We start from the raw sequence: 22,051 nt of genomic DNA on the forward strand, positions 1-22,051 counted from the left end.
CCGACGGCTTGTGCGATTCTTTTCGACCCGCGCAGAAGCCACCGCAACGCCACCACCGGCGTGCAGGTGACTCGCCGGAAGGAAGTGCGCAGAGGGCTGCAAGGCGAGGAGGACGGCGATGCCATCGCACACCCTGGACCACGCGATCCACGAGACCCGCGACGTGCACGAGCACGCCGCCAGCCTGGCCCTGTGGGACCAGCGCTACGAACAGATCTCCGGCGGCCGCTTCGAGGGCCGCATCGAGGAACTGCGCATCGGCCCGGTGCAGCTGTTCCGCGAGCAGACCTCGCGCGCGCTGGTCCAGCAGGGCCTGCCCCGGCCCGGCACGCTGACGCTGGCGGTGGCCCTGTCCGACGAGGCCGAGAGCCGCATCTGCGGCCATGCGCTGCGACCGGACGGCGGCTACGCGGTGATCGCCGATGGCGAGTTCGACCTGGTCACGCACGGCGCCTTCGACGTGCTGGCGCTGGACATCGACCGCCAGGCGCTGGCCGCGCACGCCAGCCAGGTCAGCGGCATCGCCGTCGCGGTCGACGACCTGCCGCTGCGCGGCCTGCACGGCCACGACCCGCAACAGGCCGAACTGCGCGCGCTGCTGCTCGACACGCTGCGCACCGTGCGCGAGAGCCCCGGCCTGCTGCAGCACATGGCCATGCGCCGCGCGCTGGTGCAGACCGCCTGCGACCTGCTGCTGGCGCGCATCCGCCTGCCCCAGACCGGCCAGGAGCCGCCCGCGACGGCGGCCAGCCGCGAACGGGTGGTGCGCGAGGCGCGGGCCTGGATGCGCGCCCACGCGCACGAGCCCATCGACGTCCCCACGCTGTGCGCCGCGCTCGGGGTGTCACGCCGGACCCTGCAATACAGCTTCGAGGCGGTGCTGCAGCTCAGCCCCGTCAGCTACCTGCGCGCGCTGCGCCTGAACGGCGTGCGCCGCGAACTGCTGCGCGGCAGCGCCGAGCCGGTCGCCGACAGCGCGGCCCGCTGGGGCTTCTGGCACCTGTCGCGCTTCGCGGCGGAGTACCGCGCGCTGTTCGGGGAGAAGCCGTCGGAGACGGTGGCGAGGGCGAGGGCGGCGTTGCATTGACGCTGGAGAGAACGCGTCTGGCGTGGCTCATCGGCGGGTGCGTTGAGCACGAGACCCCTCACCCTCGGTCCCTCTCCCGCAAGGGGAGAGGGAGGCATCACGGCGCCGGTGGTCGTTTGATCGATCAACACGGGGCAAGAAGCCCTCTCCCCTTGCGGGAGAGGGTAGGGTGAGGGGTGTCGTGCCTGCCGCATCCACGCCGGGCTCGCTCCAACCCCGATAGCCAGATTCGGCAACCCCACCCCGCTTCCCTCGGGCAATTCCCGCCCCTGCCAGCCCGCTCCGAACCTGCCTGCAACCCTTTCCGCCCGCCTCCACCCCAACCCGCGCGTGGCGGCCGGCAAACGCCTTGCCGAATCCGGCTCACGCCCGCTCCCGGCGCCTGACCAAGATGCCCCCATGCCGCGTCGACCCCTCCCGTCGATGCCGGCGTGAACGCCTCGTCAACGCACCTGGAACCTGGAGTCAGCCCATGACGACCTTCCTTCCGGCCGGACGCCTGTCCGGCCCGATCTCCTGGCGCCGCCTGGCCGCCACGGGCCTGCTGGCCCTGGCGACCGTCACCGGCGCCCACGCGCAGGCCGGCAAGGCCCGCGCCGTGCCCGAGCCGCTGCAGCCCGATCCGCCGCTGACCACGCTGTCGCGCATCGACGCGAAACACGGCCAGCGCGTCTATGTCATCGACCTCGCCATCAGCCACATCAGCGACGGCCGCATCCGCGTGCTCGACGCGATCAGCGGGCGCTTCCTCGGCATGATCAGCACGGCCTACGTCGGCAACATGGCGCTCAGCCCGAAGCGCGACGAGCTGTACGTGGCGACCACGCACCTGAGCCGCTCCTACCGCGGCGAACGGGCCGACGTGCTGGAGGTCTACGGCGCCGACAACCTGGCCTTCCAGTACGAGGTGCTGCTGCCGGCCAAGCGGGCGCAGGCGCTGAACTACCGCTGGCTGGTGTCGACCAGCGCCAACGGCCGCTTCGTGTTCGTGCAGAACGCGACGCCGGCCACGTCGGTCACCGTCGTCGACCTGCAGACCCGCAGCGTCGCCGCCGAGGTGCCGACGCCGGGCTGCTGGGGCGCATTGCCGGCGGCCAGCCACCCGAGCCGTTTCTCGACCCTGTGCGGCGACGGCACGATGGCGACGATCACGCTGGACGAGTCGGGCAAGCCGGCCGACCGGCAGGTCAGCGCCAAGCTGTTCGACGCCGACGCCGATGCGTGGTTCCACAACGCCGAGCGGGTCGGTGACCGCTACTGGTACGTGTCCTTCCAGGGCAAGGTGACCGAGCTGGACCTGGGCGGCGCGGTCGCGCAGGTCAGGGCCACGCACGACCTGATCGCCACGCCGGCCGAACGCAAGGCCGGCTGGCGGCCGGGTGGCTACCAGGTCGCGGCGGTCGATCCGGGCGGGCGCTACCTCGTCACCGGCATGCACAGCAAGGGCGGTGAGGGCTCGCACAAGCTGCCGGCCGAGAAGCTGTTCGTGCTGGACCTGGCGACCGGCAAGCGCCTGCCTTCGCTGCCCGGCAACATGGCCATCGCGATGACCTTCTCGGCCAACGGCCAGCGCCTGCACGTGCTGGACGGCGCCACCAACACGCTGCACGTGATGGGCTGGAAGGACGGCCGCACGACCCGCACGCTGGCCAAGCTGGCGGCGGTCGGCGAGACCATCACGCAGCTCGAATCGCACGACTGAGGGCGCGGCGATGCAAGCCCCAACCCTCGACTGGCCCGTGCTGATCGGCCCGATCGACCCGCTCTGGCTGATGCTGGCCTGCGGCGCGCTGGTGATCCTGTTCGTGCATGCGGCGGCCGCCAAGCTGACGGACCGCAGCCTGTTCGAGCAGCACCTGGCCGCCTACGGCGTGCCCGATGCGCTGCTGCCGTTCGCCACGATCGGCCTGCCGCTGCTGGAGGCGCTGGCCGCCGCCGGCCTGGTCACACCGTGGCGGGCCGAGGCCGCCGCGCTGGCCGCCGCGCTGCTGGCGCTGTATGCCGGCGCGATGGCCTGGCACCGGCTGCACGGCCGGGTGCTGGACTGCGGTTGCGGTGGCACGCCGCTGCCGCTGTCCTGGGCCCTGGTCGCGCGCAATGCCGTGCTGATCGGCCTTTGCGGCCTGGCCGCCCTGCCGTCGCTGTCGCGCGAGATCGGCCTGGCCGATGTCGCCACCGCGCTGGCCGGGCTGGCGCTGGCCTGTGTCCTCCATGTCGCGCTGCACCAGCTGCTGCGCCATTCGGCCGCTGCGGCGGCTGCTGCCCAGTCACCTCTTTTCCGGAGTCATCCATGAGCGCTCTCACCGTCTCCATCGTCCTGCTGTGGGCCGCCGTCATCGCGCTGGCGGTGCTGGTCTGGGCCCTGTCGCGCCAGGTCGGCGTGCTGTTCGAACGGGTCGCGCCGATGGGCGCGCTGGTCACCGACTCGGGCCCCGCCGTCGGCTCGGCCTCGCCGATGTTCGAGCTGACCGGCATCCAGTCCGAACGGGTCGAGGTCGGCATGCCGTCGGCCACGCCGTCGCTGGTGTTCTTCCTGTCGCCGACCTGCCCGGTCTGCAAGAAGCTGCTGCCGGTGCTGAAGTCGCTGCGGCGTGACGAGAAGAACCGCCTGCGCGTGGTGCTGGCCAGCGACGGCGAGGCCGCCAGCCACCTGCAGTTCATCCGCGATCAGGGCCTGACCGACTTCCCCTACGTGCTGTCGCAGGAGCTGGGCATGGCCTACAAGGTCTCGCGCCTGCCCTATGCGGTCGTGCTGGACCCGCGCGGCACGGTCGTCGCCAAGGGCCTGGTCAACAACCGCGAGCAGCTCGACAGCCTGCTGAACGCGCACGACATGGGCCAGGCCTCGATCCAGCAGTACCTCGGTGGCGACGCCGAACTGGCGAAGGGCCATGCACACGCGCACGCCCATGCACATTCCCACGCCCATGCCCAACCCCAGACCTGACCCCCGTCCCGACACCCGCGAAGGAGCCCCGTGATGTCCCTCTTCCTCGATTGGTTCGACCGCCTGAGCGAGCGTCGGATGCGCCGCGTCGCGCAGTCGCACGGCCGGCGCAGCCTGGTCGGCAAGCTCGGCGTGGCGCTGGTCGGCGGTGCCGTGCTGCCGATGCTGCCGTTCGACCGCAGCGGCCAGTTCGGCAGTGCCCAGGCGGCCACGCCCAAGCCCGATCCGAACAACCCGGAGAAATGCGAGTACTGGCGCTACTGCGCCTTCGACGGCTACCTCTGCACCTGCTGCGGCGGCTCGCTGACGCAATGCCCGCCGGGCACCGAGGCGTCGAAGGTGTCGTGGGTCGGCACCTGCCTGAACCCCAACGACAACCGCCACTACCTGGTGTCCTACAACGACTGCTGCGGCAAGAGCGCCTGCGGCCAGTGCATCTGCAACAACAACGAGCGCGAGCGTCCGGGCTACCGCCTGGGCGTGCACAACGACATCAACTGGTGCATGTCCAACACCAGCCCGATGTTCCATTGCACGACCTCGGTGATCGTGGGGCTGGCCTCGTGAAGAGGGCGCTCGGCACACGTGGCGCCGGGCGGCTGGCGACGCTGGCGTGGCGGGTCGCGCTGGCAACGCTGGCGGCGCCAGCGCTGGCCGCAGAAGGAACGCCGGACGGCGCAGCCCTCTACGCCACGCACTGCGCCGCCTGCCACCAGGCCGACGGCAGCGGCACGCTCGGTCTGGCGCCAGCCCTGAAGGGGCCGCACTGGACCGCGCTGGCCGCGCGGCGCGACTACCTGCCGACGGTGCTGCTCAAGGGCATGGCCGGCATGATCAAGGTGAACGGCCAGACGGTGGTCGGCTCGATGCCGACCTTCGCCGCCGCGCTGGACGACGCCTCGCTCGCGGCCATCGCGACCCACCTGGCCACGCTGCAGGGCGACGCCGGCCGCGCGCCCTACCAGGCGGCCGAGTTCGCCCCGCTGCGGGCAGCGCCCGGCGACCCGGCCCGCACGCGGCAGTTGCGGCGCGGCGTGCTGGGCGATTGAATCGGCCGTCCTGTTTCGGCCGTCCTGTACCAGCCTTGCCGAGAACGTTCGAGGTGCGCATGACCCACCGCTCAAGACCCTTGCCGACCGGGCTCGCGGCGGCCCTGCTCGCGCTGACCCTGGCCGGGCCGACCATCGCCGCGAGCGTCCCGCCTCGCCCGCTGGCGCTGGCCAACGGCATCCGCTTCGACGGGCCGGCGACCGCGCCGGTGCAGGGCGCGCGCAACCTGTTCGTCGTGCACTGCGCCGGCTGTCACGGCATGGACGGCAGTGGCCATCCGGACCAGGGCGTGCCCGACATGCGCGGTGCCGTCGGCCTGTTCCAGCACCTGCCCGAAGGGCGCGGCTTCCTGGTGCAGGTGCCGGGCGTCAACAACGCCGGCCTCAGCGACGCGCAGATCGCGGCGGTCACGACCTGGCTGGTCGGCCAGTTCTCGGCCACCACCACGCCGCCCGGCTGGCGGCCCTACACCGCCGAGGAAGTGGCGCGCTGGCGCAGCCAGCGCCCGGTCGACGTGGCCGCGCGGCGCGCCGACATCATCCAGCGGCTGAAGGCGCAGGGGCTGTCGGTGTACTGAAGCGGCGTCCTGAAGCCGCGTCCTGAAGCCGCGTCCTGAAGCCGCGTCCTGAAGCCGCGTCCTGAAGCCGTCTACCGAGGCGGCTCCGGCTCGGGCTGCCACGGCTGCTCGCGCCATTGCAGCGCCAGCTGCCGCTCGACCGCCACCAGGCTGCCGAGCAGCCCCGCCAGCGCGTCGCCCTGTTCGGGGTCGAGGGTGTGGTCGACGCCGCGCATCGGCCGCTCGTCGCGCGCCGCCTCGATCTGGCAGGACAGCGCCTCGCAGCCGGCCGCCGACTCGGCCGCCGCGCCGATGCCGGCGATGCGCGTGCGCAGGTTCGTGGCCGTCAGGTTCCAGCGCATCCAGCGGTGTTCGTTCCAGGCCGGTGATGGCCTGCCGTCGGCCTGCGGCAGGAAACGACCCAGCAGCAAGGCGGCGGCGGTCTTGCCGTAACGCTCGCCCAGGCCGGTGATCTCCTGGCCGGTGACCCGCAGGTCCAGTTCGCCTTCGCCCTTGGCCAGCGTGATCCGCACGACCCGGTCGCGCACGCCGGCCATGCGCGTCAGGCCGTGGTCATGCCACAGGCGCGCGGCGTCGAGCACCAGCGCCAGGAAGGCGAAGACGGCGCGCAGCACGCCCTTCTCGGGCAGGTCGCGGCTCAGGCTCGCGGCGCCTTCGCCCGGGTCGCGCGGCAACCAGACGTGGCCCCGGTACTTCGCGCCTTCGACGCGGACCGAGTGGGCATGCGGCGGCGGGCGACTGCCGTTGTCGGGCAGGTCCAGCAAGATGCCGAAGGTCGGCCAGCGCGGCACGGCGGCGTCGAACAGGTGGATCGGGAAGTTGGCGCAGATGCCGCCGTCCGAGAAGCGCACGCGGCGCCAGCAGCTTTCCTCGCGGTCCAGGCTCCAGGCCGGCACGGTCGCGAAGATGCCCGGGAAGCTCAGGCTCAGGCGCGAGGCCACCAGCAGCGGCATGCGCTCGCGCGGCATCTGCAGCAAGGTCAGCGGCCGGCCGGGCGGCAGGCCGCGCGAGGTCATCCACTCGCCGTCGGCCAGGGTGTCGGGGTAGGGCTTGCAGATGTCGTCGAGCAGGTCCATCACCGGCTTCGGGAAGAAGTCGACCCATTCCTCGCGGGCGAAGAACAGCGCGGCGTTCTCCTCGGTGTCGGCCAGCGGCAGTTCACACGGCCGGCCGTGGGTCAGGCAGGTCGTGACCATGCGCAGGTCGATCGAGCGGCGGCGCGGCGCGGCCGGATCGGCCTGCGGCGGCAGGCCCCCTTCCGGCGCCTCGGCCAGGTCGTGGAAGGTCATCGGCGTCTCGTGCGAGTGGCGGCCGGCCGCCCACTGGATCGAGTCGTGCAGCCAGTCGGTCAGGCCCTTGCCGCTGCCGGGCTGGCCCAGGCCGGTGCACAGGCCCAGGTGGCGCTTCAGCAGGCCGGCGTCCAGATCGCTGTACAGCCGCAAGCCGACCAGCAACAGCGCCGCCACGACAACGGCCACCAGCATCAGCAAGACGTGGACGAACTGCCGCGGCGACCAGGGCTGGACCCAACCGCCCCCACCGCCCCATGTCGCCAGCACGGCCGCCAGCGCCAGCAGCAGGGCCACGGCGTAGGCCGATCGGTAGACCCGCGTCGATTCGAGGAACGCGAGCCACAGCCGCTTCCAGAACCCGATGTCCGGTTGCCCCGTCGGGTTGGCCGCCAGGAACAGCCGCAGCAGGCGCACGCCCGCGTCGGTGCCGGGCTGGAACAGCGACAGCAGCCGGGTCGGCCAGGTCTCGATGCCATGGGTCACCTCGCTGGCCCGGCCGGTCACCGCGATCGGCTCGGCGAGTGTCTCGGGCACGCGCCGCAGCACGTCGAAGCCGGCGTCGGAGCCGAGCCGGCGCTGGTATTCGGCCGAGGCCGCAATCGCCGCCGCGATCGCGCCGACCGAGGTGCCGCCGAGCGAGTGGAAGCGGTAGTGGCGCGCGATCTCGCAGACCGCCGGCGGGTAGACCACGCCGCTGGTCACGCCACCGGTCAGGACCAGGTCGCAGAAACGGTCCTCGGGCGGCGGCGCCAGCGGTGCCGGTGGCAGCGCTGCCGGCGGGTTCACCACGGCTTTCGTGGGCCGGTTCATCGGGCACCTCCGCAGATCACGTCGAGGCCGTGGCGGGCCGGGTAGAGCAGGTAGAGCGTGCCGCGCGTGGTCACGCTGGGCCGGTCGAACGACGCGCTCATGCGGCTGCCGTCGGGCAACCAGATCTCCAGCGCCGCGCCCGCATCGGCATGCTGGCCGATCAGCGGGTCGCGGGCGGTTCCGGCGTTGTCCGGCCCCAGCGGGTTGTGCTGCGCCCAGGCGCCGAGCAGGTGCTCGAACTGGTCCTCCAGGCTGGCGCAGAAGAACAGGCCGACCAGGCCGACATCGTCGGCATTGCGCTCGCCGTACGGCAGACCCCGGCGCAGCACGACGCGGCGGCGCGGCGGCACGACCGCGTCGTCGCGCGGGTTCATGCGGCGGATGTGCGAGCCGAAGGCCGGGCAGGCCCGGTGCGGCGCGGCGGCATCGCGTTGCGGGCAACGCCGCGCTTCGGCCTCGGCGGCATCGGCGCCACGTCCCAGCTTCGCTCGCGGCTCGAACCAGCCGTCCTGGCGCTGCATCGGCTGGCCACCAGTCCAGCGGCCACAGAACTGGGCCCGGATGAATTGCCGGGCGACCTCCACGACATCGCGCATCGGCAAGCCGTGCAGCGCCCGCAGCGCGTTGTCGGCATCCAGTTCGCGGCCCATCGCCTCGGCATAGACAGGCAAGGCTCGCAGACGCCGGGCCGCCGCATCGACCTGCGCGTTGAAGACCGCCACGTCCTGGCGCATCTTGCGCAGCGCGCAGAAGCTGCCGCCGCGGAAGAAGTCGCTCGCCTCGGCCAGGCTCCTGTTCGGTTCCTGGTTCGGATCCGGCGCGTCAGGGGGAATCTCCGGGCCCTGCAGCCTCAGGTCGCGGAAGTCCCAGGGGTTGGCGCCGAAGTCGTTGACATGGCCCAGCAGCAGCTCGCCCAGCGCAACGCGGTGGGGATGGTGGCCAAGCCCGGCCTCGCCGTGAGGGCGCGCAAAGAACATCGGCCGCGAGATGCCGTCGAGGAAGCCGAAATGCTCCGGGCCGGGCGTGTCGTCGTCATCGCGCGCACCCTTCAGCCGCAGGCTGTTGGCTGTCAGGCACGCCAGCTCGACAAAGGCCGCGTTGAAGCCGGGCAGCGCCCGGATGCGCGTCAGCAGCGCGTCGAGCCGCCCCGCGTCCCTGCCATGCAGGCTGATCACCAGATCGGCCTGGCGGGATGTCGCCCAGGCCTCCCAGCGCTCGGGCGCCGATGCGCCGATGTCGCCGACCCGTGCGGCCCGCGCCGCAGCGCCCTGGCGGAAGGCTTCCGACCGGCCGGCCGCGCGTTCGAGCCATTCGGCGCGCACGCCCAGGCGGCGCAGGCCGTCGAGCGTGAAGCCGAGGTCGATCGCGCCGTCGCGGTTCGTCAGGGACACGGGCGGGTCCAGCGCGTCGGCCGGCTCGCACAGCGGGCCCTGGCGGTCGGTCAGGTTCCGGATGGCCCGCAGGACCTTGGGGCCGTCGGTCGTGCCCGGATCTCGCACGCGCAGCACGAGGTGGCGGGCGGCGCGGACCTTGGCGTAGCCGCGACCCGCCAGGACTTGCGGGTGGTGGCACTTGTCGTCTGATGGCATTCGGGACTCCCGTGTCGGGATGCTGTGGAACACGACGGCTCGGGGCGAGCTCAGGCCCGGCGGGCTCTCCATTGCTCGTGGGCCCACCGGATATCGGCCACGCCCAGCACCGGACAGGCATTGAAGAAATAGCCGCCGACCGGCGCATGAGCCACCGGCTCGCCGAGCAGGTGGTCGATGAAGGCCTCGCGATGGGCGACGACCGGCCGCGCGGGCGCACCCTCGACGTGCTCGAACAGGCTGTCGAACAGGTCGCCGAGCCGATCGGCCAGGTCGGCAGCCAGGGACCGAAAGCCCGGCAGCGGTCCCCGTTGGGCCACCGCCAGGAAGGCCAGCTGGCGGCCGTCGTCGATCAGCGAGAACCAGGCGTAGCGCACCCGCCCGGTGTCGTGCAGCGCCTGTTGCAGCAGCGGCGCCGAACGGGCGATCAGCGCGCGCAGTTCGAGCGCATGGGCCCGGTGCGGCGCCCTGACGCGCCAGACCGCCGTCAGCGGCTGGAGCCGGCCGGGCTGCGGTCGGGCCCGGATCGTGGCGACCAGCCGGTCGGCCAGCGCGCGGGCCTCGGGCTGGGTCAGGTCGGGGCCGACCCGTTGGCCCGGGCCGGCGGCCAGTTCGGCCTCGACCCGCTGCGGCAGGCAGTCGACCAGTTCGCGGATGCGCGCGCAAAGCTCGACCGAATCGGCCGAGCGGCCCACACCGTCGTCGCCACGCATCACGTCGTGCAGGCACCGCGCTTCGGCGATCAGCCGCTCGTCGTCCGGTGGCAGCGCCGCGAGCACCGCCGCCAGGCCATGCCGCCGCAAGGCCAGCCGCAGGCCAGCCTGCCGGGCCAGCACGCCCGGGACGACGTGTCGGCCCAGCACCGGCAGCAGCAGCGCGTCATGCGCCGCACGCCGGATCCTCTGCCGGGCGTCCGGGCGCCCACCGAGCGGGCGCGGCAAGGGCTGCGTGCCGAGTTGCCGGGCAGCCCAGGCTTCGGCTGCCTGCACATCGGCGGCACCGGCCTGCGGCAGGTCGCTGTAGACGCAGGCGGCCAGCGGCGCCTGGTGGGCGTGGGCCTTGCGGATGCGGGCGACGAACTCGCGCGGATAGAGCCCGATCGGCTGCTTCACCGGCGCGTCGACGATGTGCTGGAACAGCAGGTCGAACAGCGGCCCGACCCGGCCGGCGAAGTACTCGATGTAGGGATCGAAGCCGCCGTCATAGACGGTGAACAGCGCCAGCCGGCGGCCGCCGTCGAGCAGCACGAACCACGCGGCGTGGATGTGGCGGGATTCGAGCAGGCTCTGCTCGATCAGCGGCACCGCGCAGGCGATCAGCCGGGTCAGCTCGTCGACCTGCCGGGGCAGCGGCTCGCGCACCTCCATGACGACACACAGCGGCTGCTGCAGCAGGCTCTGCTCGCGGGCATGGCGCAGCGGCAGCGTGCGGGCGTCGAAGAACCAGCGTCGGTCCAGCCGCTTCGGACGGCCCTCCAGCTCGTCCCACTCCCGCGCCAGCCCGGGCAGCCGCAGGATGCCGGCGCTGACCCGCAGCAGCAGCGGCATCACCAGGTGGTCGCCGATGCAGTCGTGCGGCGCCCGGGTGGTGAAGACACGCTGGCGCCAGTCCGGCATGCCGGGACCGGGCACCGGCGGCGGTGGCTCGGGCGCACCCAGCCACAGCACCAGGTTGGCGCCGGGCGGCATCGGAACGCCACCCAGCACGACGCCTTCGGCCGCCACGCGGCGCGGCAGGAAGGCCACCGGCGGGCGCACCGCCAGCGTGGCCCAGGCGGCGTCGCGCAGCGCGGCGTCATCGAGCGGGCCGGCGTCGAGCAGCCGGTCGACGATCAGGCCGACGCTGGTCTGCACGTTGCCGACGGTGCCGCCGAGCAGGCCCAGCACGACGGCGGCCTGCTGGTCGGGCGTCATCGGCTCGCCGGGCAGGCCAGCCGGGCGTCCGGCCAGGCGGGCGCACAGCGGCATGAAGGCCGCATCGGCCGGGTTCGCGCCGTGCCGCTCCAGGGCCGCCCGCACGCGCGCCCGTTCGCGCGCCAGCACGTCGCAGCGCTGCAGGTCGAGGGGGTCGACGCGCCGGCGCAGGCCGGGGTCGGGGTCACCGGCCCGCAGCCGCAGCTCGCCGTGGTCGCCGATCACGCGCAAGACACGCTCGCGCACGGCCGCGCCCGGATCGTGCCGCCAGCCCTCGACCGGCGACAACGAGATGTGGCGGCCCAGGATGACGTGGACCAGCCCGGCATAGACCTGACGGGTGACCAGGTTCAGCAGCGGCAGGTCGTCCTGCGGGAAGCCGAACAGGTAGGCGACGAAACGCAGCGCCGCATCACGGGCCAGCGCGACGGCATCGACGCGCTCGTTCTGGCGGGCCTGCACGGCGGCCTCGTCCCAGGCCAGCCGGGCCAGCGCCTGCACCGGCAGCTGCGCCGCCGCGCGGCCACCGAACAGCGTGTTGACGACCCAGTCGCGCTGGTTGGCATGGTCGGATCCGTCCATCGCCAGCATGAAGTCGCCGCCGCCCAGCTCGGTGTAGGGCCGGTTGCTGAACCGGCCGCGGGCATCGCTCAGGACCTCGCGCACCAGCACGGCGTCGCGCACCAGGAAGGTCGGCGTCTCGGGTTCGGCGCGGCTGGTGAAGGGGATCACCCGGTCGGCCAGTTCCGGTCCAGCCCAGTCCGGGCTGACGAGGTTGTCGGCCTCCAGGCAAAGCCGGAGCCGATCGGTGACCCGGTAGTCGTGGGCTCGTCGAACCATGCTGCCTCCCTGGCATCTGGTCTGCATACGTCGGCCGGCACGGGGCCGGCGGGCGCCCCGGCCGTGTTCAGCGGTGGATCAGCTGCTGTCCTGCGAGACCGGCAGGCGGTCGAAGCTCGGCAGGTCGAACGAACCCAGCGTGTCGGTCAGCATCTGGCCGGGTTCGAGGCGCAAGGTCTCGCGCACCGTCGGCAACGGCGTCGCCAGGCGATCGAGCAAGGCCTGCGCCCAGCGCTGGTCGCGGCCGCCGCGGCCGCCCTGGACGGCCGACAAGGCCGCCTCCAGCGACTGCCGCGCCGCCGCCAGCAGGGCCGCGTGGTGGTCGGGGTCGCTGCCCTCCAGGCCCAGCGCGATGCGGTCCAGCTGCAACCGCAAGGCGCTGATCGCCACACGCAGCGCAATGCCGTGTTGGCCCATCGCCTCGGCGCGCTCGCGGGCCTGTCGCAACCACACGGCCGCGTCGTCCAGCATCGACCGCAGCTGCTGCGGATCACCGACCGCACCGGGCGCACCGGGCGCATGGCCGCCGACGGCGAGCAGGCGCTGGAACTCGCCGCTCAGGCGCAGCAGCTCGGGTTCGAAATAGCGTTCGCCCCGGCCGCTGACCAGCTCGCGCGCCTCGGCCAGCAGCGCGAGGGCCCGATCGCTGTGGCCGGCCGCCGCCTCGCCCTGGGCCCACAGCGCGAGGTAGAAGGTCCGCGTGACGACCGCGCCGGTGTCGACCCAGCGCTGGTAGCCCGCGCGCAGCAGCTCGACGCCCCGCTCGACCTCGCCGACCTGCACCAGCAGGCGGCCGCGCACCACCTCGGCATGCGCCAGCCAGACGCTGAAGCCGCCTTCCTGGCAGATCTCGATCGCCTGCTGGACGCTCTCCAGCGCGGCCTCGTTCTCGCCCCGGAAGAAGTGGACGACGCTGAGGAAGCCGTAGGCCTCGGCCATGCTGAAGCGGTGCTGCAGGCTGCGCGCGAGGTCGACGACCTGCTCGGCGCGGCGCAGCGCCTCGTCGGGCTGGCCCATCTGCCAGAGTGCCCAGGCCGAGTAGCACAGGCACATCACGCCCGGGTCCTGCACGGCGGACGGCCGGTGCGGCAGCGTGCGGTACTCGGCCAGGCAGCGGTCCATGCGTTCGACCGCGCCGGGCAGGTCGCCCTGGTGGAACACCAAGTTGGCCTCGGACCACTGGGCCTGCAGCCGCGCCATCGGGTCGGGCGAACGGCGCGCCAGCTCGCCGGCCTGCAGGCCGATCTCGCGCGCCTGGCCGAAGTCGGCACGCATGAAGTGGAAACCTTCCAGCCCGAACAGTGCCTTCGACAGCGCGACGTCATCGGACAACTGCCGCGCCAGCGCCAGCGCCCGGCCGTAGACGTGTTCGACGCGGTCGGCGCCATAGCCCTCGGTGGCGATCAGCCGGCCGGCCAGCAGCAGGTTCAGGCGCAGCGCGCTGCGGTCGCGTTCCAGCCCGGGCGCCATGTGCTCCAGCAGCACCAGCGCGGTCTCCAGGTCGGCGATGGCTTCGAGGTGGGCCGAGCGGGCGGCCGAGCGGCGGGCGGCACGTTCCCATTGCGCCACGGCCTCGGCGATCAGGCCGGCCTCGGTCAGGTGCCGCGCCAGCAGCTCGGGCTGGGCTTCGGCGACATGGGGCAGGGACAGTTCGAGCACCTCGGCGATCACGCCATGCAGGCGGCGCCGGTCGCGTTCCCACAAGGAGCCGTAGGCGGCGTCGCGCAGCAGGGCGTGGCGGAACAGGTAGATCGGCTCCTGGTCCGAGCCGCGCGGCACCAGCAGGTCGGTCTGCACCAGCGTGGCCATGCTGTCGTCGAGATCGGCCACGCCCACGGGGCATTGCGGGTGCGACGCCACCGCGCCGAGCAGCGAACGGGTGAACTCGCGCCCGATCACGCTGGCGACCTGCGCCAGCCGCTTGGCCGCGGGCGCCCGGTCGAGCCGGGCCATCAGCAGGTCGTGGATGGTCGACGGCACCTGCGCGCCCAGCGCGGCGGTCAGCGCAGGGCCGGTGACGGTCGACGCGGGCTCGACCGGCTCGGAACGTGGCGGCGGGCCGGCCAGCTCCAGCACCATGCGGGTCGATTCCTCCAGGAACAGCGGCACGCCGTCGGCCCGTTCGAGCAGCCAGTGTTCGGTGTCGGGATCGATGCGGCGCCGGCCGCACAGGCTGCCGACCATCTGGCGCGCGATGTCAGGCGTCAGGCCCGACAGCAGCAGCGTGTCGGCGTCCAGGTCGCTGTCATCCTGGCCGGGCTCCGGGCGGGCGGACATCAGCAGCAGCAGCCGCCGGCCCGCCCCTTCGGCCAGCGCGCGGGCGATCAGCGCGCGGGTCGACGGGTCGATCCAGTGCAGGTCCTCGACGACCAGGCAGACCGGCTCGGCGTCGACCGCCTGCCACATCCACTCCAGCAGCAGGTCCATCGTGGCGCGGCGCTGGCGTTCGCTCGACCAGCCGGACAGCGCGGTGGCGTCGCCGTGCACGCTCAGCAGCTGGGCCAGCAGCGCGCCGCCCTGTTCGTGGCGCAGGCTGGTCAGGCCGCTGGCCTCGATCTTGTCGCGCCGCTGCTGCGCGGTGTCGGTCTCGCGGAAACGCAGGAAGCGGCTGAGGAAGTCGGTCACCGGGAACCATGCGGTGGTGGCCTGCTCGGGTGCGCAGCGCCACTCGATGAAGCGCCAGCCGCGTCCAGCCTCGCCACGCCGGAACTCGCGCACCAGCCGCGACTTGCCGATGCCGGCCTCGCCCAGCACCAGCAGCGCGCGCGCCGCGCCGGTCTGGTCGACGCGGCTGCGTTCGCGCAGCCAGGCCAGCTCGTCAGCCCGGCCGACGAAGGGCGCCAGCTGAGACTGGCGGTCGAAACGTTCGGTGCCGCGCAACGACGACTCGCCCAGCACGCGGTAGATCTCGCCGGGCTGGTCGAAGCCCTTCAGTGCCGGGGCCGGGCCGAGGGCCTCGAACTCGAAACGTTCGGCCACCACGCGCCAGGTCGCCTCGCTGGCGATCAGGTGCCCGGGCGGGGCGATGGCCTGCAGCCGGGCGGCGTAGTGGACCGCCGCGCCGACCGGCTGGTCGGACTTGACGACCACCTGCCCGGTCGCCGCGCCCAGCCGCACCGGCAGGCCCTGCTCGGCGCAGCGCGCCAGGATCTGCAGCCCGGCGCGCAAGGCCAGCACGGCGGCGTTCTCGATCGCCTGCGGGAAGCCGAAGTAGCACATGACGCCGTCGTCACCCTGCGGATCGTCGGCCCGGCCGCCATGCGCGGCGACGGTTTCGCCGAGGATGGAGTGGTAACGCGCCAGCAGCTCGCTGTAGGCCTCGTCGCCCAGGCTGTGCATCAGCCGGGTCGAGTCGACCAGGTCACACGACAGCACGGTGACCTGGCGGACGTGATCCGCTTCCCCGTTCGCCGCCCGCGCCGGCTGCAGCAGCCGCAGCGCCGGATCACCGTGCAGCTGGGTGTGCAGGCAGGCCTCGCCGCGGCCGCGTGCCGCCAGCCGTGCCAGCCGGACCGCCTCGCCCAGGGGCTGGCCGGCGCCCAGGTGTGCATAGAGCGTCGACAGGAAGACGGGGCCATCGGCCGCATGCATCAGCACCGGCACGCCGCTGGCGATGAGCTGGCGGATGGCGCCGCCCCGCGAACCCAGCGCGGCCCGCAGCTGTCCGGGCGAGGCCTGCAGGATCACCAGCGCCAGCCCGCCCTCGGCCTGGGCCGCGATCGCGCAGGTGGCCTCGATGGCCCCGCGTGACCAGTGCGGCGGCAGGGCCAAGTGGTCGGCATCGGGCTCGTCGCCGCCGACGACATGCAGCACGTCGTGACGGGTCAGCATCGCTTGCAGCGCCCCGCTGCCAACCGCCGCGCGATCGACCATCAGGGCACGCAGGCCGTTGCCCTGCAGGCTGTCGAGCAGCTCGTGGCCCGGCGCGGCGCCGTCCTCGGCCAGCACCAGCACACGCAGCAGGTCGCGGGCCACGTGCAAGGGCGCCGAACGCGGGGCCGCCGACTGGCCGTCGATCAGGCGCCGGGCCAGCGCGTGGCGCTCGTCGAGATGCTGTTCGCCGTCGAAGGCCAGTTCCCAGGCAACGGCCGCGAGGTCGGCGCCCAGCTGCAGCGTCAGCTCGCAAGGGCCGATGCGGGCCAGCGCCTGTCGCACGGCCAGCGGCAACAGCTCGCGGTGCAGCAGGCTGCCGTAGTTCTGGCGCCGGGTCGCGGCGGCATGGCCGGCGTCGGTCACGCCGTCGACCAGACCGGCCGCCAGGCTGTCCAACCGCCACAGCGGTGCGGTCGGTGCATGGGCGACCAGGCCGATGCCATGTCCGTCGGTGAGCACGCAGCACAGCTGCTCGCCCTCGTGGACGATCATCAGCAGGACGGATGGACGCGACCCTTCGGCGCGGGCGACGGACATCGGGGGCTCCGGCTACCAGCGCGCGGGCAGCGCGCGGTGCAGGATCAGGCTGGACGCTCCGGTGGTGATGTAGCCGCCGTTCTCGAGGTCCTTCATCAGCCGGCTGACCATCTCGCGCGAGCAGCCAAGCCGGTTGGCCATGTCCTGGTGCGTCAGGCGCGGCACCACCCGCAGCGTGGTGTCGGTCGGCCAGGTTTCGGCCGCGGACGGCTCGGTCATGCGCAGGTCGTCCAGCGAGGCCAGCAGCGAGCGCAGCCGGCCGTAGACGTCGTTGAGCGCCAGCTGCTTGGCCGACAGGGTCGCCGAACGCGCCCGCCGGATCACCTTGGACAGCAGCTCGAAGGCGAACTCGGGGTACTGCGCGATGTGCAGCAGCAGCGTCTGGCGCGGGATCACCACGCAGACCGTCGGCTCCAGCGTCATGACGCTGGCCGAGCGCGGCCCGCCGTCGAGGCTGATCTCGCCGATGTACTCGCCGGCGCCGTAGACGCCGTAGGTGATCTCGCGGTCGTTGTCCCCCTGCGAGTAGGCCCGCACCTTGCCCGACAGCACGATGTAGAGCGTGTCGCCCTGGTCGCCTTCCTGGATCAGCAGCACGCCCTTGCGATAGCGCCGGGGCTCGGCCCGTTCGGCGAGCGCACGCAAGGCCGGCGAAATCGGCAGGTCGTCCAGGGAAGGCAGGGGAGGGCCCGATCGGCCGGCACGGGAATTCATCACGTCCGAACTTAGGCGAAGGTCCAGCTCGGCGCAAGCTTCCAGGGTCATGTCACCCCCGACGTGGATGGAGAAAGTCACCGATGTCCCCGGGACATCACGCAAAGCGTGCCGGGTGGCTCATCGGATGAGTCCGCCCTGTGACGCGACGGTGTCAGTGCGGGACGCCGGACGACGGCGAACGGCCGAGCGCCGGCACGATCGGGGGCAGCACGGCGATGCGGCGGACCAGCTCGCGGATGCTGCCGGACTGGGTCTTCTGGCGGATCGCCGCGATCTGCGTGCGCACCGTCGAGACCGCCACGCCGAAGCGCTGCGCCACCTCGGCCGGCGTGTCGCCGTCGCACAGCGCCGCGAGCACCATGCCCTCGGCATGGGTCAGGCCGTGGACCCGCGCGTAGTGGTCGACGCTGAGGGCCTCGCACATCTGCGCCTTGCCGAAGACCAGCAGCACGCCCTGCACCGACGAGCCGCCGAGCGGCACCACCGCGACGGTCTGCGGCCGGCTCGGGTCGCCGACCGGGACCAGCCCGCGCCGGCCGAGCTGGGCGGCCGCCGTGACGGCGCGGGCGAGCGGCTCCTCGCGCAGCGGGTCGCGGGCGACCACCCGGTCGGCCTGCAGGAAGCAGACGCCGTCGGCGCGCTCGAACATGCGGCGGGCGCAGTGGTTGGCGTGCATCAGGCGGCCTTGCCGGCTGACGATGGCCATGCCGTAGTCCAGCTCGTCGAGCGCCTGCGTCACCAGGCTCTGCAGCGCGGCTGTCGCGTCACCCTCGCCCCGGCTGCCCAGCAGGCCGCCGAGCAGCAGGTCCAGTGCGGGCGCCGCCGTCGTCAGCGGGCTGCGTGCATCGTGGTCGATGGCTGACGGTGCGAGCGGTTCGAGCAGCATGGCGGACATCCCGGAGGTCGGTTGCGATGTCCACAAATCTAGGGATGCGCGGTCGGCCCGGGTGGTGTGGATTCACATGCGAACCTGTGACGCATTGCCCTGCGGCGTGTCACAGGTCGGGCACCGATCGGGCCACGGATCGGGGCCAGGGCCGGCGCCGGTTCAGGTTCCCCGCACATAGGGATTGCTGCGGCGCTCGCGGCCGAAGCTGCTTTCCGGGCCGTGACCGGGGATGAAGACGGTCTCGTCGCCCATCGGCCAGAGCCGCTGGGTGATGCTGGCGATCAGCGTGTCGTGGTCGCCGCCGGGGAAGTCGGTGCGGCCGATGCTGCCGGCGAACAGCACGTCGCCGACGAAGCAGCGGTCGATCTCGGCGCTGTGGAAGACGACGTGGCCGGGCGTGTGGCCGGGGCAGTGGCGCACCGCCAGCGTGCTGTGGCCGACCTGCACGGTGTCGCCGTCGGCCAGCCAGCGCGTCGGCGTGAAGGGCTCGGCCGGCGGGAAGCCGAACATGCGGCTCTGCTGGGCCAGGCCGTCGATCCAGTACTGGTCGCCCGGGTGCGGCCCGACGATCGGCAGGCCACGTTCGCGTGCCAGCGTGCCGGTGCCGCCGGCATGGTCGATGTGGGCGTGGGTCAGCCAGATCTGGCCGAGCGTCAGGCCCAGCCGGTCGACCTCGCCCAGCAGCTCGGGCAGGTCGCCGCCCGGGTCGATGACGGCGGCCTCCATCGTCTGGTCGCACCAGACGATGGAGCAGTTCTGCTGGAAGGCGGTGACGGGGACGGTGAGGTAGCGCAGCATCGACTCAGAAGCTGTAGCCGAGGCTGAAGCTGAACTGCGGCAGCAGCGAGACCTTGCCGATGCCATCGTTGACCTGGGCCAGCTCGCGGTCGATGTCGGCCTGCGCCGACGGATTGGCCAGCTGGCCGCGACCGGTGGCCGAGACCTTCGGCTTGCCGACCAGCGCACCGACATCGAAGCTGATGCGCAGCCCGGTCACGTTGGGCTGATGGCCCCAGCCGACGCCGAGGTACGGCATCGTGCGCGGGTACTTGACCTGCATCGTCAGGCCGTCGCCCGGGCCGAGCGTGTAGTTGGTGTTGCCGACGTTGATGGTCTGGCCGACGCCCGAGGCGTCCAGCGTCAGGTCGAACTTGTTCGACGCCACGCCGCCGGTGAAGCGGAACACGCCACCGAACGGGAACCAGTCGGCGAACACCGCCACGCGGTCGGCCTTCAGCGTGCCCTGGTAGGTGATGCCTTCTTCGGTGTACTGGCGCGAGCGCGATCCGAGCGAGACCGCATCGGCGCGCAGCACGACCGAGTCGCTGAGCGGCTGCGCATAGCCGATGCCGGCGCCGGGGAAGCCGACCTGGCCGTAGAACTCGCCGGCCTGTGCGGTGCCCGCGAGGCCTGCGGCGGACACCAGCAGCGCCAGGCCGGTGACCCGGTTGAAGGAAAGACGGAAGGAACGGGGCAAGGTCTTCATGGGATCTCCCTGGAACAGGACAACGGAACAGGCGCCGAGTTATCGCCTGATCGGCAGCGGTGCGCAAGCCATGCGGCGCGAAGCCGGGCCGGCCCGCGTGGCCCGCATCACGCGAGGCTGGAACGCGGCTTGAGTGCCAGCACCGACAGGCCGGCGGCCAGAAAGGTCAGGCCGGCGCCGACGTTGACGCCCCGAACCACCCGCGGACGGGCCTGCAGCCAGCCCGCCAGCCGCGCGGCGCTGGCGCCCATCACGGTGAAGATCAGCGTGGTCAGGCCCGCGAAGATCGCGCCGTAGGCCAGCATCTGCCCGGCCACCGAGCCACGCCCGGCGTCGACGAACTGCGGCAGGAAGGCCAGCACGAACAGGCCGGGCTTGGGGTTCAGCACGTTCGACAGCACGGCGGTCAGCAGCACCCGATGCAGCGGCAGGTGCGCGGCCGGCTCGAAGTTCACCAGCCCGCCCGAGGTCAGCGCCTTGAAGCCCAGCCAGACCAGGTAGGCCGCGCCGATGCCCTTGACGACCCAGAAGGCGCCGGGCGAACCCAGCACCAGCAGCGACAGGCCGAAGGTTGCCGCCAGCGTGTGGACCATGATCCCCAGCCCGGCGCCGAGCGACGACAGCGCCGCCGCCAGCCGGCCCTGGCTCAGGCCGCGCCCGATCGCCAGCAGGTTGTCGGGCCCGGGCGAGATGACCACGATCAGGCAGGCGGCCAGGTAGGCGAACAGGACGTCGGTGGGGAACATGCGCGGTCTCCGCTGCGGGTCAGAGCCACATCATCGCGGAGGCGGTCGGCTCGGACGCCGGATCGGCGATGTGGCCGAGCGTCATCTCGACCTTCTGCGCATCGTGGCGGCCACGCTGCCACGGGTCCTCGAAGTCGTCGGCCAGCAGGTGCAGCCGCTCGGCCCGGCGCACCAGGCCCTCGCCTTCGGACAGGTAGCGCTGACCCTTGGCCATGCGCTCGAACGGCACCCAGCCGCGGTTGACCAGCGCATGGCTCAGCAGCCCGGCGCCGCCGCCCGCGTCGAAGGCGTCGAGCAGGTCGGTGGCGGTGCGGTCGACCGTCTCCGGGCACTGCAGGATGTTGGCGATGAAGACCTTGGGCACCTCGGGCACCGCCGCCAGCGCCCGGGCCACGCCGTCGACCGCCAGATGGGCCAGCGTGCTGGTGAAGAAGCTGCCGGGCCCGAAGGCGATCACGTCGGCGCGCGCGATGGCCTCCAGCGCCGCCGGGTTGGCCTGCGGCGCACGGCCGAGTTCGCCGTGCAGGCGGACCCGCTCGATGCCGACCTGCGCCTGCTCGCCGTCCAGCCGCGTCACCTGGTCCTGGCGCCGCACCTGGCGGCCGTCGCGCAGGTCCGCGACCAGCTCGACCGCGTCGTCGGTGGTCGACGGCCAGACATGTCCACCGATGCCGCACAGCGCCCGGAACACCAGGATCGCGCGGTTGATGTCGCGCTGGTGCGCCAGGTAGGCGCCGGTCAGCACGAAGTTGCCGATGCTGCCGCGACAGAGGTCGAAGTCGGCGTCGATGCAGGACTTGAAGACGCTCAGGTAGTCCAGCACCGCGCGCCGGACCTCCGGCGGCAGGGTGCGCAGCAGCGGGTGGGCGCCGCCGACGTAGAACTCGAACTCGGCCCGCAGCGCGGCGCGGTCGGGGTTCTCCGACAGCCGCGCGTTGAAGTAGCGCACGACGTTGCTGAGCCGCGCCTCGCCATGCGCCAGCGTCATCAGCGCCTGCCGGATGTCGCCCATCGCCAGGATCCCCAGCGACTCGCGCAGCGCCTTCGAGCTGCCGCCGCTGTCCCACGCCGGCACGATCCGCGTGACGTCCCAGCCCGCCTGGCTCAAGGCGATGGTGATGTCGCGGCTGCCACTGCCGCCGCCGAACATGACGATGCGATTCATCGGTCGGGATCCCCCTGGAGCACCGGCGCCGCAGTGGCACCGGTCATGGGGCAGATGATCGCACCGGGTCGGTCACGCCAGCCGCGCGGCCGGCCCGGTGCAGCGTGACGATCGCCTCACCGGTCTGGCCGGCGACGGCGTCGAGCAGCGTGAACCGGTCGAGCTCGGCATAGAAGGCCTGCTCGCCCTGGTTCAGCAGCCCCTTGAGCGCACAGGACCCGCGCAGGATGCAGGGCGGCTCCTGGCAGTTGATCAGCTCGTTGCTGCGCTCCAGCGCCCGCACGAGTTCGCCGAGCCGGTAGTCCGCCGGCGGCCGGGCCAGCCGCATGCCGCCGCGCTTGCCGCGCACGTTGTCCAGCCAGCCCTGCTGGCCCATGAACTGCACGACCTTGGTCAGGTGGTGATGCGCCACGTCGAACCGCTCGGAGACCTCCGCGATCGTGGTGGCCTGGGCGACATCCACGTCGCACAGGTACATCAGCACGCGCAGGCCGAGATCGGTGAATCGTGTCAGTTGCATGGGCCTTTCCCTC

18 protein-coding genes are annotated in these 22,051 nt (G+C 72.6%); 7 read left to right on the forward strand and 11 right to left on the reverse strand.

Annotated elements, in window-relative coordinates; translation table 11 throughout:
- Positions 1-118 precede the first annotated feature (118 nt).
- The 7 genes from ACWA7K_RS17510 to ACWA7K_RS17540 all read left to right on the forward strand — a co-directional run bounded on the left by ACWA7K_RS17510 (position 119) and on the right by ACWA7K_RS17540 (position 5,661).
- A complete protein-coding gene (locus ACWA7K_RS17510) occupies positions 119-1,087 on the forward strand; it encodes a helix-turn-helix domain-containing protein (RefSeq protein WP_456162685.1) in 969 nt (322 codons plus the stop codon).
- 472 nt (positions 1,088-1,559) lie between these two features.
- On the forward strand, positions 1,560-2,789 hold the full coding sequence (locus ACWA7K_RS17515; protein ID WP_456162687.1) for an amine dehydrogenase large subunit: 1,230 nt from the start codon (positions 1,560-1,562) through the stop codon (positions 2,787-2,789).
- A 10-nt stretch (positions 2,790-2,799) separates the two neighbouring features.
- Positions 2,800-3,381 carry a MauE/DoxX family redox-associated membrane protein gene (locus ACWA7K_RS17520; RefSeq protein ID WP_456162689.1) on the forward strand — a complete coding sequence of 194 codons (582 nt, stop codon included), beginning with the start codon at positions 2,800-2,802 and terminating at the stop codon, positions 3,379-3,381.
- A complete protein-coding gene (gene mauD, locus ACWA7K_RS17525) occupies positions 3,378-4,034 on the forward strand; it encodes a methylamine dehydrogenase accessory protein MauD (RefSeq protein ID WP_456162691.1) in 657 nt (218 codons plus the stop codon). Before ACWA7K_RS17520 ends, mauD begins: the two co-directional genes overlap by 4 nt.
- 33 nt (positions 4,035-4,067) lie before the next feature.
- Positions 4,068-4,601: a methylamine dehydrogenase light chain gene (locus ACWA7K_RS17530; protein WP_456162693.1), complete on the forward strand. Its 534-nt coding sequence runs from the start codon at positions 4,068-4,070 to the stop codon at positions 4,599-4,601.
- A complete protein-coding gene (locus tag ACWA7K_RS17535) occupies positions 4,598-5,083 on the forward strand; it encodes a c-type cytochrome (protein WP_456162695.1) in 486 nt (161 codons plus the stop codon). The genes ACWA7K_RS17530 and ACWA7K_RS17535 overlap by 4 nt, the downstream gene beginning before the upstream one ends.
- 59 nt (positions 5,084-5,142) lie before the next feature.
- The gene (locus ACWA7K_RS17540) at positions 5,143-5,661 is read left to right on the forward strand and encodes a c-type cytochrome (RefSeq protein ID WP_456162697.1); all 519 of its coding nucleotides are present in this window, start codon (positions 5,143-5,145) and stop codon (positions 5,659-5,661) included.
- A gap of 71 nt (positions 5,662-5,732) precedes the next feature.
- On the opposite strand, the gene ACWA7K_RS17545 is transcribed toward ACWA7K_RS17540, so the two are convergent.
- The 11 genes from ACWA7K_RS17545 to ACWA7K_RS17595 all read right to left on the reverse strand — a co-directional run bounded on the left by ACWA7K_RS17545 (position 5,733) and on the right by ACWA7K_RS17595 (position 22,038).
- On the reverse strand, positions 5,733-7,763 hold the full coding sequence (locus tag ACWA7K_RS17545; protein ID WP_456162699.1) for a hypothetical protein: 2,031 nt from the start codon (positions 7,761-7,763) through the stop codon (positions 5,733-5,735).
- The gene (locus ACWA7K_RS17550) at positions 7,760-9,352 is read right to left on the reverse strand and encodes a hypothetical protein (protein ID WP_456162701.1); all 1,593 of its coding nucleotides are present in this window, start codon (positions 9,350-9,352) and stop codon (positions 7,760-7,762) included. Before ACWA7K_RS17550 ends, ACWA7K_RS17545 begins: the two co-directional genes overlap by 4 nt.
- Before the next feature lie 50 nt (positions 9,353-9,402).
- Positions 9,403-12,105 (reverse strand): hypothetical protein, encoded by a 2,703-nt coding sequence (locus ACWA7K_RS17555; RefSeq protein ID WP_456162703.1) that lies wholly within the window; start codon positions 12,103-12,105, stop codon positions 9,403-9,405.
- A gap of 78 nt (positions 12,106-12,183) precedes the next feature.
- Positions 12,184-16,515 (reverse strand): AAA family ATPase, encoded by a 4,332-nt coding sequence (locus tag ACWA7K_RS17560; protein ID WP_456162705.1) that lies wholly within the window; start codon positions 16,513-16,515, stop codon positions 12,184-12,186.
- A gap of 12 nt (positions 16,516-16,527) precedes the next feature.
- A complete protein-coding gene (locus ACWA7K_RS17565; RefSeq protein WP_456162707.1) occupies positions 16,528-17,280 on the reverse strand; it encodes a Crp/Fnr family transcriptional regulator in 753 nt (250 codons plus the stop codon).
- 103 nt (positions 17,281-17,383) lie between these two features.
- On the reverse strand, positions 17,384-18,127 hold the full coding sequence (locus ACWA7K_RS17570; protein ID WP_456210206.1) for a helix-turn-helix transcriptional regulator: 744 nt from the start codon (positions 18,125-18,127) through the stop codon (positions 17,384-17,386).
- 153 nt (positions 18,128-18,280) lie between these two features.
- A complete protein-coding gene (locus ACWA7K_RS17575; protein WP_456162711.1) occupies positions 18,281-18,919 on the reverse strand; it encodes an MBL fold metallo-hydrolase in 639 nt (212 codons plus the stop codon).
- Between the two features lie 4 nt (positions 18,920-18,923).
- On the reverse strand, positions 18,924-19,607 hold the full coding sequence (locus ACWA7K_RS17580; RefSeq protein ID WP_456162713.1) for a hypothetical protein: 684 nt from the start codon (positions 19,605-19,607) through the stop codon (positions 18,924-18,926).
- A 107-nt stretch (positions 19,608-19,714) separates the two neighbouring features.
- Positions 19,715-20,353 carry a LysE family translocator gene (locus ACWA7K_RS17585; protein WP_456162715.1) on the reverse strand — a complete coding sequence of 213 codons (639 nt, stop codon included), beginning with the start codon at positions 20,351-20,353 and terminating at the stop codon, positions 19,715-19,717.
- Between the two features lie 19 nt (positions 20,354-20,372).
- Positions 20,373-21,518, reverse strand: coding sequence for a gluconeogenesis factor YvcK family protein (locus ACWA7K_RS17590; protein ID WP_456162717.1), 1,146 nt, complete (start codon positions 21,516-21,518; stop codon positions 20,373-20,375).
- Between the two features lie 43 nt (positions 21,519-21,561).
- A complete protein-coding gene (locus tag ACWA7K_RS17595; protein WP_456162719.1) occupies positions 21,562-22,038 on the reverse strand; it encodes an Rrf2 family transcriptional regulator in 477 nt (158 codons plus the stop codon).
- Positions 22,039-22,051: the final 13 nt, after the last annotated feature.

The sequence above is a fragment of the Leptothrix mechoopdaensis (SeqCode) genome, from assembly GCF_053893855.1.

Excerpts from the sequence above, each read along its gene's own strand:
- ACWA7K_RS17510 (WP_456162685.1), top strand. The coding sequence starts at position 119 with ATGCCATCGCACACCCTGGACCACGCGATCCACGAGACCCGCGACGTG.
- ACWA7K_RS17555 (WP_456162703.1), bottom strand. The coding sequence starts at position 12,105 with ATGGTTCGACGAGCCCACGACTACCGGGTCACCGATCGGCTCCGGCTT.
- ACWA7K_RS17545 (WP_456162699.1), bottom strand. The coding sequence starts at position 7,763 with ATGAACCGGCCCACGAAAGCCGTGGTGAACCCGCCGGCAGCGCTGCCA.
- ACWA7K_RS17560 (WP_456162705.1), bottom strand. The coding sequence starts at position 16,515 with ATGTCCGTCGCCCGCGCCGAAGGGTCGCGTCCATCCGTCCTGCTGATG.
- ACWA7K_RS17550 (WP_456162701.1), bottom strand. The coding sequence starts at position 9,352 with ATGCCATCAGACGACAAGTGCCACCACCCGCAAGTCCTGGCGGGTCGC.
- ACWA7K_RS17530 (WP_456162693.1), top strand. The coding sequence starts at position 4,068 with ATGTCCCTCTTCCTCGATTGGTTCGACCGCCTGAGCGAGCGTCGGATG.
- ACWA7K_RS17570 (WP_456210206.1), bottom strand. The coding sequence starts at position 18,127 with ATGTCCGCCATGCTGCTCGAACCGCTCGCACCGTCAGCCATCGACCAC.
- ACWA7K_RS17515 (WP_456162687.1), top strand. The coding sequence starts at position 1,560 with ATGACGACCTTCCTTCCGGCCGGACGCCTGTCCGGCCCGATCTCCTGG.
- ACWA7K_RS17585 (WP_456162715.1), bottom strand. The coding sequence starts at position 20,353 with ATGTTCCCCACCGACGTCCTGTTCGCCTACCTGGCCGCCTGCCTGATC.
- ACWA7K_RS17565 (WP_456162707.1), bottom strand. The coding sequence starts at position 17,280 with ATGACCCTGGAAGCTTGCGCCGAGCTGGACCTTCGCCTAAGTTCGGAC.
- ACWA7K_RS17540 (WP_456162697.1), top strand. The coding sequence starts at position 5,143 with ATGACCCACCGCTCAAGACCCTTGCCGACCGGGCTCGCGGCGGCCCTG.
- mauD (WP_456162691.1), top strand. The coding sequence starts at position 3,378 with ATGAGCGCTCTCACCGTCTCCATCGTCCTGCTGTGGGCCGCCGTCATC.
- ACWA7K_RS17595 (WP_456162719.1), bottom strand. The coding sequence starts at position 22,038 with ATGCAACTGACACGATTCACCGATCTCGGCCTGCGCGTGCTGATGTAC.
- ACWA7K_RS17520 (WP_456162689.1), top strand. The coding sequence starts at position 2,800 with ATGCAAGCCCCAACCCTCGACTGGCCCGTGCTGATCGGCCCGATCGAC.
- ACWA7K_RS17580 (WP_456162713.1), bottom strand. The coding sequence starts at position 19,607 with ATGAAGACCTTGCCCCGTTCCTTCCGTCTTTCCTTCAACCGGGTCACC.
- ACWA7K_RS17575 (WP_456162711.1), bottom strand. The coding sequence starts at position 18,919 with ATGCTGCGCTACCTCACCGTCCCCGTCACCGCCTTCCAGCAGAACTGC.
- ACWA7K_RS17590 (WP_456162717.1), bottom strand. The coding sequence starts at position 21,518 with ATGAATCGCATCGTCATGTTCGGCGGCGGCAGTGGCAGCCGCGACATC.